Annotated in this window: 10 protein-coding genes; 6 read left to right on the top strand and 4 right to left on the bottom strand. The window is 61.6% G+C overall.

Features of this window, described 5'->3' with window-relative positions:
- Positions 1 to 235: 235 nt before the first annotated feature.
- The 3 genes from ACFY9W_RS28750 to purM are packed head-to-tail and all read right to left on the bottom strand — an operon-like array spanning position 236 to position 2,666.
- Positions 236 to 946, bottom strand: a complete 711-nt coding sequence (locus tag ACFY9W_RS28750; RefSeq protein ID WP_391138143.1) for a DUF3108 domain-containing protein — start codon at positions 944 to 946, stop codon at positions 236 to 238.
- An 8-nt stretch (positions 947 to 954) separates the two neighbouring features.
- A complete protein-coding gene (gene purN / locus ACFY9W_RS28745) occupies positions 955 to 1,608 on the bottom strand; it encodes a phosphoribosylglycinamide formyltransferase (RefSeq protein ID WP_391138140.1) in 654 nt (217 codons plus the stop codon).
- Positions 1,608 to 2,666, bottom strand: a complete 1,059-nt coding sequence (purM, locus tag ACFY9W_RS28740; protein WP_003252437.1) for a phosphoribosylformylglycinamidine cyclo-ligase — start codon at positions 2,664 to 2,666, stop codon at positions 1,608 to 1,610. The genes purN and purM overlap by 1 nt, the downstream gene beginning before the upstream one ends.
- 255 nt (positions 2,667 to 2,921) lie before the next feature.
- Here purM and ACFY9W_RS28735 point away from each other — a divergent pair, with 255 nt between their 5' ends.
- The 5 genes from ACFY9W_RS28735 to ACFY9W_RS28715 all read left to right on the top strand — a co-directional run bounded on the left by ACFY9W_RS28735 (position 2,922) and on the right by ACFY9W_RS28715 (position 7,482).
- Positions 2,922 to 3,989 (top strand): DUF2066 domain-containing protein, encoded by a 1,068-nt coding sequence (locus ACFY9W_RS28735; protein ID WP_391138137.1) that lies wholly within the window; start codon positions 2,922 to 2,924, stop codon positions 3,987 to 3,989.
- 12 nt (positions 3,990 to 4,001) lie between these two features.
- Positions 4,002 to 5,075, top strand: coding sequence for an AI-2E family transporter (locus ACFY9W_RS28730; RefSeq protein WP_391138134.1), 1,074 nt, complete (start codon positions 4,002 to 4,004; stop codon positions 5,073 to 5,075).
- Positions 5,076 to 5,327: 252 nt separating this feature from the next.
- Complete coding sequence (gene hda, locus ACFY9W_RS28725) at positions 5,328 to 6,035, top strand: DnaA regulatory inactivator Hda (RefSeq protein WP_391138132.1); 708 nt, start codon at positions 5,328 to 5,330, stop codon at positions 6,033 to 6,035.
- Between the two features lie 126 nt (positions 6,036 to 6,161).
- Positions 6,162 to 6,809, top strand: coding sequence for an NlpC/P60 family protein (locus tag ACFY9W_RS28720; protein ID WP_391138129.1), 648 nt, complete (start codon positions 6,162 to 6,164; stop codon positions 6,807 to 6,809).
- A gap of 139 nt (positions 6,810 to 6,948) precedes the next feature.
- Positions 6,949 to 7,482, top strand: coding sequence for an NlpC/P60 family protein (locus ACFY9W_RS28715; protein ID WP_391138126.1), 534 nt, complete (start codon positions 6,949 to 6,951; stop codon positions 7,480 to 7,482).
- A gap of 18 nt (positions 7,483 to 7,500) precedes the next feature.
- Here ACFY9W_RS28715 and ACFY9W_RS28710 read toward each other — a convergent pair whose 3' ends face one another.
- Positions 7,501 to 10,050, bottom strand: coding sequence for a dermonecrotic toxin domain-containing protein (locus ACFY9W_RS28710; protein WP_391138123.1), 2,550 nt, complete (start codon positions 10,048 to 10,050; stop codon positions 7,501 to 7,503).
- A gap of 194 nt (positions 10,051 to 10,244) precedes the next feature.
- Here ACFY9W_RS28710 and ACFY9W_RS28705 point away from each other — a divergent pair, with 194 nt between their 5' ends.
- Positions 10,245 to 12,791, top strand: coding sequence for a dermonecrotic toxin domain-containing protein (locus ACFY9W_RS28705; protein WP_391138120.1), 2,547 nt, complete (start codon positions 10,245 to 10,247; stop codon positions 12,789 to 12,791).
- Positions 12,792 to 12,993: the final 202 nt, after the last annotated feature.

The raw sequence follows: 12,993 nt of genomic DNA, 5'->3' as shown, positions 1-12,993 counted from the left end.
CGCGAGTAGTATTTGCCCTACTGAAAAGCGGAGACGAGTATCGATCAAAAGCCGCTTAAAAAACTTCCCTAAAACCATAGAATCTCCCACAGGGATCTCGCAGAGCCCGAGTCTTGTGCAGTACCTGTGGGAGCTGGCTTGCCGGCGATAGGGCCGGTACAGACAAATCAGAAATTCCAGGCAGAAAAAAGCCCCGCATAAGGCGGGGCTTTCCGTTGCTGCTGGCAGTGCTGGCTCAGTTACCCTTCACCGGCTTGCCATCGACCGTGCCATCTTGCAGCACGATCACGTACTCCTTGCCGTCGGTCTCTACCTGGCGCAGTTGCACCAGCAGGTAGTCCCAGTTCTTGGCGAACCACAGTTCGGTGATGCGCTTGCTCTGGCTTGGATCGCGTACGCGCTCGACCTTCACCGCATCGACCTGGCCGGTCTTGGTGGTGACTTTTTCGGTGCCGAGCACGCGGAAGTCGTAGGTGTCGATCTCGTCACCGTCAACCACCTGGTAGGTCATGCTCTTCTTGCCGGCGGCCACGTCATGCTGCAGGGCCAGCTGGTAGGACGACTTGTCCAGTACGCCACGGTTCAGCGGCAGGCTTACGGCATCGCCACGGTCGCTGCCGGTGACCTTCTTGCCGGTCCAGTCGAAGGTCAGGTCGACCTTCTTGGCTTTGCCCAGGCCGCCGCGCTCGAAGTGGTACTTCTGTGGCAGCAGGGTGTCGTTTTCCATGCGAAGGGTGCTTTGCTCGGTCAGGCTGGCGATCATCATGGAAGCCTTGAAATTAAGGTCCCAGGTACCGTTGGCATTCTTGACCAGGCTACGCTCGGCGGTGCCGCTCATGGGCAGCTGCTTCCAGTCGGCGGTGTAGCTGGCCGAAAAAGGCTTCAGATCAGCTGCCTGGAGGGGCAGGGCGAGCACGGCGAGAGCCAAGAGCAGGGCGCGACGCATAAATTCTCCTAGGATCGAATCAAGTGACCGCTGGCCGCCAGGGGCTGGCCATCCAGTAATGCACCTTGCTCGCCAAGGCACAAGCGCCCCTCGGCAAACCAGCGCACTGCCAGCGGGTAGATCAGGTGTTCCTGACGGTGTACCCGCTGGGCCAGGCTTTCAACGGTGTCGTCAGACGCTACCGGTACCACAGCCTGTACGACCAGTGGGCCGCCATCGAGTTCCTCAGTCACGAAGTGTACGCTGCAGCCGTGTTCGGCGTCGCCTGCCTCCAGTGCCCGACGGTGGGTATGCAGGCCCTTGTACCTGGGCAGCAACGACGGGTGGATGTTGAGCAGGCGGCCCTGATAGTGGCGCACGAAGTCGCCACTGAGGATGCGCATGAAGCCGGCCAGCACCACCAGGTCCGGCGCAAAACCGTCGATGCGCGCAACCAGCGCGGCATCGAAGGCTTCGCGGCCGTCGAACTGGGTGTGGTCGAGCACCACGCTGTCGATGCCGGCCGCCGCTGCGCGTTGCAGGCCGTAGGCATCGGCGCGGTTGGAAACCACCGCACGGATGCGTACCGGGCTGTCTGCCCCTTGGCAGCTGTCGATCAGGGCTTGCAGGTTGCTGCCGGAACCCGACAGCAGTACTACTACATTGCAGGTCTTGCTTGGCATCAGTGTGCCTTGAGGTTCTGCAGCTCGACCTGGGCAGCACCTTCGGCGGCTTCGGCAATGTGGCCGATGACCCAAGGCTGTTCGCCAGCGGCGCGCAGTTCGTTCAGGGCGGCTTCGACCTGGTCCTGGGCTACGCAGATGACCATGCCCACGCCGCAGTTCAGTACGCGGTGCATTTCGTGCTCGTCGACGTTGCCTTTTTCCTGCAGGAAGTCGAACACTGCCGGGCGCTGCCAGCTGGCCACGTCAACCACGGCCTGGGCGTTTTTCGGCAGTACGCGCGGGATGTTGTCCAGCAGGCCGCCACCAGTGATGTGGGCCATGGCCTTGACGGCACCGGTGTTCTTGATCAGCTGCAGCAGCGGCTTCACGTAGATGCGGGTTGGCGCCATCAGCAGGTCGGTCAATGGCTTGCCGTCCAGCTGGGTGTTCTCGATGTCGGTGGCGGACACTTCGAGGATCTTGCGGATCAGCGAGTAGCCGTTGGAGTGCGGGCCCGAGGATGGCAGGGCGATCAGCGCGTCGCCGGTGGCAACCTTGGAGCCGTCGATGATTTCGGCCTTTTCCACCACGCCCACGCAGAAGCCGGCCAGGTCGTAGTCTTCGCCTTCGTACATGCCAGGCATTTCGGCGGTTTCACCACCGACCAGCGAGCAGCCGGCCAGTTCGCAACCGGCGCCGATGCCGGTAACCACGGTAGCGGCCACGTCAACGTTCAGCTTGCCAGTGGCGTAGTAGTCGAGGAAGAACAACGGCTCGGCGCCGCAGACGACCAGGTCGTTGACGCACATGGCGACCAGGTCCTGGCCGATGCTGTCGTGCTTGTTCAGGTTCAGCGCCAGGCGCAGCTTGGTACCGACGCCGTCGGTGCCGGAGACCAGCACCGGCTGCTTGTAGCCGGCCGGGATCTCGCAGAGGGCGCCGAAGCCGCCCAGGCCACCCATGACTTCAGGGCGTGCGGTGCGTTTTGCCACGCCCTTGATGCGTTCGACCAGTGCTTCGCCGGCGTCGATGTCTACACCGGCGTCCTTGTAGCTCAGGGAGGGTTGCTTGCTCATTGATCCAGGCCTTTAGGAGGGAGGGATTCTTAAAAACGACCATGGCGGCCAAGGCCGGCGGGTAAGCGGCGGCTGCCTGAAACGTCAGTGGTCTGTGAAGGCGCGCGATTTTATCAGGGTTGCCGGGCAGCGGCCATCCTCAGGCCGACGGGCAGGGCGGTAAATTGTTGAAAAAGGCCTGAGGGTGGTTGATGCGGTTGCTTGTGTATAAGCTGCAAGCAGCGAGTGTAGAGCTCGACTGGACAGGAATCCTCCATGCGTTTGTTCACTATTCTGGCATTTGGTTGCCTGGCCCTGGTGGCAGCCACCGCCCAGGCTGAAAATGTCTCCGGCCTTTACCAGGTGCGCGAGCCAGTCACGGGGCAGGGCGCCGAAGCGCGTACCGCAGCAACGGCCAAGGCCCTCGATACCTTGGTGCTGCGCCTGACCGGCGACCCCAAGGCAGTGCAAAACCCGGCACTTGCCGAGTTGCGCAAGGATCCGCAGCAAATCATCAACCAGGTTGGCAGCGAGGCCGGCCCGCCCGAGTCTGTGGTGGTCGAGTTCGACCCGGGCAGTACCGAGCGCGCATTGCGCAAGGCCGGCTTGGCCCTGTGGGGCAGCAATCGCCCTTCGATTCTTGGCTGGTGGCTGAATGACAGTGCCGAAGGCAGCAGCCTGGTCGGCGACGGCCAGGCCAGCGCTGTGCCCCTGCGCCGGGCCGCCCAGCACCGTGGCCTGCCACTGCGCTTGCCGCTCGCCGACTTGCAGGAGCAACTGGTGGCCAATGGCAAGCAGATCGAAGACAGCGACCCTGCACCGTTGCGTGAGGCCTCCGCGCGCTATGGCGCCGACGCCTTGCTGGCGGTGCATGCCCAGGAAGCCGACGGCAAGTGGCAGGGCAAGTGGCAGCTGTGGCTGGGTGACCAGCGTGAGCAAGGTACGGCCGAAGGGGCCGACCCGGCAGCCTTGGCCGACGCGGTGATGCTGGCAGTGAGCAGCCGCCTGGCGCCGCGTTATGTCACCCGCCCAGGCGCCAGCAGCCAGATGCAGGTGCAAGTGCAGGGGATGAACCTGCAACGTTATGCCGAGCTTGCCCGCGTGCTTGAGCCTTACGGCCCGCGCCTGCAGACGGCCGAAGGCACCACCCTGACATACGGTGTGACCGGCAACCGCGAACAGTTGCGTGCCCAGCTCGGCCTGGCCAAGTTGCAGGAAGTGCCCGCAGAGCAGGCGCCAGCAGTGCCCGCCACGCCAGCACCGGCAGCACCGGCGGCGGGCGAGCAGCCTGCGCCGGCCCAACCTGCGCCCAAGCCGTTCGACGGCCTGCGTTTTCGCTGGTAAGGGGTGCATAGCGTGATCGACGTTCGTCGCTGGATCTGGCTGGGCGCTGCCCTGCTGGTCGCTGTGCTGCTTTATAGCTTGCACAACATTCTAACCCCGTTCCTGGTCGGCATCCTTCTGGCCTACCTGGCCGACCCGCTGGTTGACCGCCTGGAGCGCCTGGGGCTGTCGCGCACCTGGGGCGTTGTGGTGGTGTTCGGCCTGTTCACCCTGTTGCTGCTGGCCCTGCTGCTGGTGCTGGTGCCGATGCTTGCCAAGCAGCTGGTGCGCCTGTACGAGCTGGCGCCACAGATGCTCGACTGGCTCGAGCATGTTGCGTTGCCTTGGGTGCAGAGCCGGCTGGGCCTGGCTGATGGCTTCTGGAAGTTCGACAAGATCAAGGCTGCCATTGCCGGCCACATGGGGCAGACCACCGACATCGTCGGCATGTTGCTGTCCCATGCCACGGCGTCGAGCCTGGCGCTGATAGGCTGGCTGGCCAACATGGTGCTGATCCCGGTGGTGGGTTTCTACCTGCTGCGCGATTGGGACCTGATGATGGCCAAGCTGCGCAGCCTGCTGCCACGCCAGCGTGAATCGCAGGTCGTGGGCCTGGCGGGCGAGTGCCACGAAGTACTGGGGGCATTCGTGCGTGGGCAGTTGATGGTGATGTTGGCCCTTGGCGTCATCTATTCGGCCGGGCTGATGCTGGTGGGGCTTGAGTTGGGGCTGCTGATCGGCATGCTCGCGGGGCTGGCCGCCATCGTGCCCTACATGGGTTTCATCATCGGCATCGGTGCGGCGCTGGTGGCTGGCCTGTTCCAGTTTGGCGGTGACCTGTACCCGATGCTGGGAATCGTCGCAGTGTTCATGGTCGGGCAGGCTCTTGAAGGCATGGTGCTGACGCCGCTGCTGGTAGGGGACCGGATTGGCCTGCACCCGGTGGCGGTGATCTTTGCCATCCTGGCCGGTGGTGAGCTGTTCGGTTTTACCGGGGTATTGCTGGCCCTGCCGGTTGCGGCGGTGATCATGGTGCTGCTGCGGCATGTGCATGATGTCTACAAGGAGTCGGACATGTATGACGGGGGTATCGACCCGGAATTGTAAAGCTAAGGCTTACGCTAACCCTGTGGGAGCGGGCATGCCCGCGAAGAATTTGACACGGTGCATGGCACCGGCTTTGCCGGTGTTCGCGGGCATGCCCGCTCCCACACCATTCGCAAATCGCCCAAGAACAGCGCAACTTGTTGATTTTGCTTGTGCTATCTGTTGCCGTGATTGTGCGCCCCGCGTTGCGGGTATAGACTTTGCACATTGTTCACCAAAGGCCCCCTGCGGTCCTGCTGACCGCCCGCGAGCATGAAACCACCGATCCAGTTGCCCCTGGGTGTGCGCCTGCGCGACGACGCCACCTTCATCAACTACTATCCGGGCGCCAATGCTGCGGCATTGGGCTATGTCGAGCGGTTATGCGAAGCCGACGCCGGCTGGACCGAGAGCCTTATCTACCTGTGGGGCAAGCAGGGTGTTGGCCGGAGCCACCTGCTACAGGCCGCCACCCACCGCTTCCAGCAACGCGGCGAAGCCGCCGTGTACCTGCCCTTGGCGCAACTGCTCGATCGCGGAGTGGAGCTGCTTGACTACCTCGCCCAGTACGAGCTGGTGTGCATCGACGACCTGCACGTGATTGCCGGCAAGGCCGATTGGGAAGAGGCCATGTTCCACTTGTTCAATCGCCTGCGCGACAGCGGCCGGCGCCTGCTGCTGGCAGCCTCGGCGTCGCCCCGCGAGCTGCCGATCAAGCTGCCGGACCTGAAGTCGCGGCTGACCCTGGCCCTGGTGTTCCAGATGCGTGGCCTGTCTGACGAAGACAAGCTGCGGGCCCTGCAACTGCGCGCGTCACGCCGCGGGCTGCACCTTACCGACGAAGTTGGCCACTTCATCCTCACCCGCGGTGCGCGCAGCATGAGTGCACTGTTCGATCTGCTGGAGCGTCTCGACCAGGCCTCGTTGCAGGCACAACGCAAGCTCACCATCCCGTTCCTGAAGGAAACCCTGGGCTGGTAACCCCCTGAAAACGCTGGGCCAGAGCGGCAAAACAAAAAAGTCACATCTTTTTCGATAAAATTTGCAAATGGCCATGATAGAGGGCATAGTTTCCCCCTCTAAAGGATTACAGACACGGTCGTGCCCATGCTAAAGCGCTTCGCACCCCTCGTGCCACTCGCACTCGTGACCCTGCTTTTTGGCTGCGCAGCCCAAGGCCCGGCTTCCCAATCCCAGCCTCAGGATCACACCCCGATCGCCGCTCAATCGGCAATCAAGGCCAAGGCCTCGTCCTCGTCGGTATTCGGCGAACCGGAAGAGCTGGCCACTGAAGATGACCTTGAGGCTTTCTCCAGCAACAGCAAGCCTTACCAGTTGCCAGTACTGGCGGACAGCATTCTTGAGCGCGGCATGTCGCTGATCGGCACCCGCTACCGCTTCGGTGGTACATCGGAAAAGTCCGGCTTCGACTGCAGTGGTTTCATCGGCTATCTGTTCCGCGAAGAGGCGGGCATGACCCTGCCACGCTCGACGCGTGAAATGATCAACGTTGACGCCCCGAAAGTGGCGCGCAACAAGCTCAAGCCTGGCGACCTGCTGTTCTTCAGCACCAATGGCCGCGGCCGTGTCAGCCACGCCGGCATTTACCTGGGTGACAACCAGTTCATCCACTCCAGCAGCCGCCGCAGCGGTGGCGTGCGCATCGACAGCCTCGGTGACCGCTACTGGAGCAAGACCTTCATCGAAGCCAAGCGTGCCTTGGCCATGGCGCCAACCAACATCGCGCGCAACTGATGGCAAAATGATGTAACCTCTCGCGGCGGCGATGCTTTGAAAAAAGCTCGCCGCCGTGCGCATTTACAGAAAGCGTCTAATCTAAATTCTCAACTCTTTTCGGCTGCGGCCGTTCGGTCTCAGACAGGATGTTCTGGCCATGGTAAAGATGGCGCGCTTTGCATTTCTCTCCCTGGCGGCCTTGCTGGCTGCCTGCTCCAGCCATGCCCCTGCGCCGGCCCCTGTGGTGCAGCCGCAGATCACTTATAGCCAGGCCAGCCCGTCACCGATTGCCGATGACGTGTTGATCCGCGCCATTGGCCTGGTCGGTACGCCTTATCGTTGGGGCGGCAATACCCCGGACTCCGGTTTCGACTGCAGCGGCCTGATCAAGTACGTCTACCGTGATGCGGCGGGCATCAGCCTGCCGCGCTCCACGCGGGAGATGATTGTCATGCGTGCGCCGACAGTGGATGCCAAGTCGCTGCAGTCGGGTGACCTTGTGTTCTTCGCCACCAGTGGCGGCTCACAGGTTAGCCATGCGGGTATCTATGTGGGGGAGGGCCGCTTCGTACATGCCCCTTCCACAGGCGGCACCGTGCGCCTGGATTACCTGTCCAACAGTTACTGGGCCAAGGCGTACCTGCAGGCCAAGCGAGTAATACCGCAAGGGCATCTGGCGCAGAACCCTTGAGCCAAGCGGTTGTTGGCATCAAGTGATCGGGAAGAACCGGTCAACCAGGATCGGGTTTTTTACCAGGGCCAGGTAGGTTGCACGGTCGAATGGCTCGCCGGTACGCAGGTCGTACACCGGCCCTGCGGGTTGGTCGACCTGGCTCATTCGCACTTTCACGAAGTGAAAATCTACACCGCGGACCTGGGTCAGTTGCTCGATGCGAAAGTAATGGCCCGGGGTAAACAGGGTTTCCGCTTCTTCGACAGCGCCTGACAGCGTGCTGATGGGCGTACCGCTGTAATACTGCTTGGCGGGTAGTTCAAATACCACGGAGCTGTCATCGAATACCCCATTGTGCCCCTGGGGGGAAACCTGGTCATTGTCGGCGGCGAATCGGCGAACGATATAGGGGTTTTCGGTGAATGAGGTAAAGTCGGTGTTTACCAATGTGTCCCCGACTTTCAGGCGACCGCTGCGAAAATGCGCGCCGCTTGTACCTCGTGTGCCGTGACCACCGCGATAGATTGGAACTGCGTTATCTCGCGGCAAGGACTCCAGGTCGTCGGCCAGTTTGCTGATGAAGTCGGTGTCATCGCTGTACCCGCTGGATGGCTTCCCTTCTCGCAGTGGTCGATTGATCTGGGTGTCTTCCTCGCTGTAGGTGCGGATCAGGTGGTTGTAATACTCGCCACCCTGCTCATAAGTGTAATGGGTTGTCCCGTCGATTCTCACACAGTCGTATTCTTCGCCGTCTGAATCTGCGATGGCGTCTGGATCAAGAGAGGGCACGAACGCGTCGTCGAGCAGTTTCTTGTTGCGCTCTTCTGCCTGGTCGGACATAGCCTCGCTGCGCGTCTCGTTTGTACGCATGTACTCATCCCAAAACTGCGATTGCTCTTCGGGAATGGCAGCGGCGGGGCCGGGTGGGCTTCCTCCAGCCAGCCGGGGGCGTTGCAACAGCGCCCATTCACCTTGTTCGTTCTGGCGAACCGGCCTTGGCTCGCCAAAAGCAAATGGGTTGTCGGGTGGAACAATCAGCCAGTGTTCGAGTTCGTGGCTGTAGCGCACCCGGTAGGGCATGTCATCGATCTCGATCCAGCAGCTGCCATCCTCGCTGATGCGGATACCTTGAAGCGCGCCGCTGCCTTCGGGCTCATTCACCAGTAACCGGTTACCTTCAAGGCCGTTCAGCGGCTCCAATGTGCGCTCTGCGGGCTGCCATTGCCCCACAGCGGCATCCAGCTCATGCGGCGGTGCACGATAGGCCAGCGAGGCGAAGCTGGAGCCGGCTGCGACGTCGGCCATGTTCAAGGCAGCAAACAAAGTATCCAGCATGGCTGCGCGCAAGGCGGCTTTGCGGGCCTGACCGGAGCGGGCATGCACCGCAGTGTCGACATCGAGCCCGACCATGGCCACCGATGCGCCCAGCAATGCCAGCGACACCGGCCAGCCCAGCGGGGTGAAACCTGCAAAAACCTTGACGAAGGCAGACAGGTACCCGCCCCACATGGCTTTGCGCAAGGTACTGTTGTCGAGCAGCAGCGCGGCATTTTCGCGCATCTCATGCTGTGCCAGTTCAGCCATGTGCAGGAACAGATCCTGGCCCACCGAGCTGCGCGAGGCTTCCAGGTGTTGAAGTGCCGCGTGGCTGGATGCGCTGTGCGCGATGGCCAGCAGCAACTGTTCAACGGCATCGGTCCGGCTTTGCTCCTGCTGGCCAGATAACGCCCCAGCCGTGTATAGCGAGCGCGACCCAGCACTTTGTAGCTGCCCCTGCAGCCATTGAGCCATCGCGTTGGGCGATGCAAAACCATGCAGCGGCTGCGCTGCCCAGGGTAGGTATAACAGTACCCGCCCGCCCTGTTCACGCAGGTTGTAGAAGCACGGCTTTCTGCTCGAGGCAAAGCGGTATGCGCTGGCGCCGCGCATGCAAGCGGGGCTGCCCTGCGACAAGCGTTCAAGTGTCAATGGCGCCGAAGACGCGCCAAGCAGTGAAGCCTTCAGCCAGTCAAGATCATCTGCGCTTATATGCCCGGCTGCTGCGGCCTTGGTGCCCTGACCAAGCAGGTTGACCTTGGCCAGCAGCTGAAAGCGCTCCCCGTGCTCACGCCAGAACTGTTCGACTTCGCTGCGATATAGCGTGGCAAAGTCCAGCGTCCACAAATCCTGCTGCACTTGGCGGCCGAGCAACGGTAGCTCGTTGTGTTCGTCGTAGTACCGCGCATTGCGCCCTTGCCGGTAGAAACCACCATAGACATCAAGCTCATCACCGGCTTCCTGAAAATGCAGGTCGAACCGTGTAGCGACAAGTTCGGTGAGCCGTATGGATTTCAAGGGCGGCCCATTGTGCTGCCACCCGGTGAAGCTGCGCGGGCTCGAACTGGCGCTGTGGAACTGGTGCCACCACACGTAGCGGGGTTCGATCGGCCGAGCGCAATGCTTGCGCAAGATCATTCTGGCTTGCCGTTGCAAGGACTCGTCGAGGTCAGGGTAAGCACACAGGAAGTCATCCATCACCTTGGCCAGCGTTCTGCCAGCCCCAAGTGCCTGTAAGTTCTGCCGCAGGTGTTGCTCGAGTTCGTTCATCAGCTTCTCGCGAAAAGTAATGAACGGACATTGTTGTCTGAGTGGCGCGAGCTGATCGGTACATGCTTGTCACCTTTGCGGCTGCAACTGTGCCTACCCGCCACGCGGTGTTGCCGACGTTGCGGTAATACACATGTACCGCTGCCCTGGGCCGGGGGAGGCCAGGCTATGCATTTCGGCCCACCGGAGTGCGCATGAACGCAATTGAAGAGCAAACCCTTCGCCACCTGGAAGCATCGGATGCGGCGATCCCCCTGATACGGCTGGTTGACGAGGTGCTGCAGGCTTATCCCGACCCTTACCTGCTTGCGAGCCGGCACGCAGAGCAGATCATGCACAAGCATACGGGCCGGCTGATTGATCCGCGATTTGTCTGGTGGCACCAGTTCAACTCGGAAAGCTCCAGCAGCCGCAGCTTCACTGGCTGGCAGCACCGCGGGCCACCACAACTTTCGCTGATTCTTCCCGAGCTGATAGTCGAACGCTTCGATGCCTACTTCCAGGAGGCAGTCGATGAGCTGGACATGCGTGGCGGCTTTTACAGGCAGGGGCCCCACGCTGCTGTCTATGACGAGCGAAATGAAGTCCCCATGCTGGGCAGCGCCGTGCAGCAGGATTTGTGGGCGCTGGACTTTGCCACCCTATACCGCAGCGAAGTCGAACAGTTCTGGGCAGCCCAAGGGAAAAACTTCAGGATACTCACGAAGATCAACCTGCTCGGGGAGGGTGCGCGCGCGTTGTTGGGCGCAAGGATTTCGCAGCTCGATTGGCAGCGTTTGCGTGCTTTTGTGGACGAAAGGCTGACGGACGGGTGTTTGCCTACCCTCGAGTCACTGAGCCGGGACAGTGCCAGCGCGCCATTCACGGTCAACCGGTTCGTGTTCGGCGCTGGGGACAGGGGGGCGCTGTTTACCTTGCAGGCCTCCGACGGCCGGGTGGTGGCATACAGGCCTTGGCATGCTGAAGCGCTCTGGGCATTCGACAGCGAGTTGGCGATGGCCCGTTGGCTCGCTGCGCAATTGCAAACGCCTCAGGCGTTGGACAGTTTTGTGGCAGGGGCAAACGATAGCCGGCACGAGCCAGCCGCGCAGCAACTGATCAGGGTACATCTGGCAGGCATAGCCGACAGCCGCTCTGACGATGCTGCGCTCAGGGCGCTGAAGCTGTTCGAGCGCCGGCTCAAAGGCGACCTTTTTACCTACCTGCAAGCGCAGGCCAGTGCCGAAATGCGCCTCACTGCGCAGCTGATGCGGGATAACCACAGCCTGCGCAAGGCAATGCTCAGCGGTTACCTGTCTGCATTTCTGGGCGTTTTTGGTGGTTTCGTGCCGCTGGGTTGGCCAATGTCGCTGATGGTGCTGGGGGCAAGTGTTGGCAAGGTTGCCCTGGATGTTGACGCAGCCCTGCACGCAGCCGATGAGCAAACCCGCAAGAGCGCCCTGCGCGAGGCTGTACTCGAGAGCCTTTTTGCAAGCCTGAGCCTTGTGGATGTGGCTTTCCAGTCAAGCCTGACGTGGGTGGCAAGCCAGGCGCCGCCCCATGAAACAGGCGTTGCGCTGGAGCATTGGCAAGTGAGTACCAGTGCCACGCTCTCGGCTGAAGGGCAAGAGAGCAACTTGCTGTTGAGCGGCGAACTGGGTTCGAGCGGGCGCTTGCGCGGCATACGCATGACCAATGATGGCAAGTGCTGGATAAGCTCGAATGGTTTTTCCTGCCGCGTGCGTTACAGCCATGAGCTGAGTGCCTGGCTGGTGGTACCTACCGACAACCCCTATGCATTTGTCCCGCTCAAGCCTGTGCGCTTGAATGCTGATGGCGAGTGGGAGCTGTTGATGCCGCCGCGGCTGCTGGGTGGCAGCCCCCCGGTTGTGGAGGGTATGCCCAGCACTACGTCACCGTTCTGGGACACGTACACCTCCAAAGATGAGGTGCTCAGTACAGGGCTGGCCGAACGTGCCCTGCGGCGCCAGAAGGCCCTGCTGGAGAACTGGCCGGTGGCTGAGTTGGCCCAGGGGGAGGCGCCAGAGGTGGACGAGCGTGGACTGGAATGCGTCAGGGTTCGAGGCCGTCCTTATTATTCCTACCGCTATGGCAATGAGTATTTCAATGCGTTGATCGAGTGGTACACCGGTAACCAGTCGACTGTGAATGATGTGTTTCGCGCCGGCCGTTACGAGTATGGGGACGAGGACAGTTACGTCGGCGACCTGGCCAATAGCCTGGGGCTGTTACCGAAAAGTAACGAGGTCACCCTGTACCGTGGCGGCCACCGCTCACGTGGCACCAGTGGCGAGCTTTACAGAAACGGGCACTTGAAGGTTGGCGACGTGCTGGTCAATACCGACCTGACTTCATTTACTGAAAACCCGTACAAAGTTGCCGAGTTCGCCAGCCTGCCATTCGCCGGGGCACCGGGCGGTTTGCCTGGGCTGTTCGATGACAGTTCGGTGATTTTCGAGCTGACTGCCGGGGGCTACTGGGGGGCAACGCCGATCAGTGCGTTTTCCATTTACTGGAAAGAAGGAGAAACACTGATGCTGCCTGGCAACTATTTTCGCATCGAAGGCCTGGAGCAGGTGTATGGCGAGCATTACCGATTTATCAAGGTGATGCTGGGGCAAACTGGCAAGCCTGTCTCTGGTCCGGTGTATGACATGCGCACGGGGCTGCCTTTCGATGAGGTCGCGTACCGGGCGCGGTTCCGTACACCGTCGCTGGTGCAGCGTTTTTTCCCGGCATGAAAACGGGGTTGTCAGTAGGGGGGCTCCGCCAGATTCCCCTTGCTTGCTCTTGCTCTTGCTTCTGCTTTTGCTTTTGCTTCTAAGCGCGCGATAGTCCAGGCGCCGCAGATTGCGACTTCAGGAGGCCGAGCGGAGGGATTGCGGAGGGAGGTGACGGGCATGGATGCCCGTCAAGCGCTGAGGCCCCATGGATGGGGCCTGC

The organism is Pseudomonas sp. NPDC008258 (assembly GCF_042956345.1).
GTDB lineage: Bacteria > Pseudomonadota > Gammaproteobacteria > Pseudomonadales > Pseudomonadaceae > Aquipseudomonas.
Note: the sequence above shows the minus strand (reverse complement) of the source record. Positions and strands in the feature narration are given on the sequence as shown.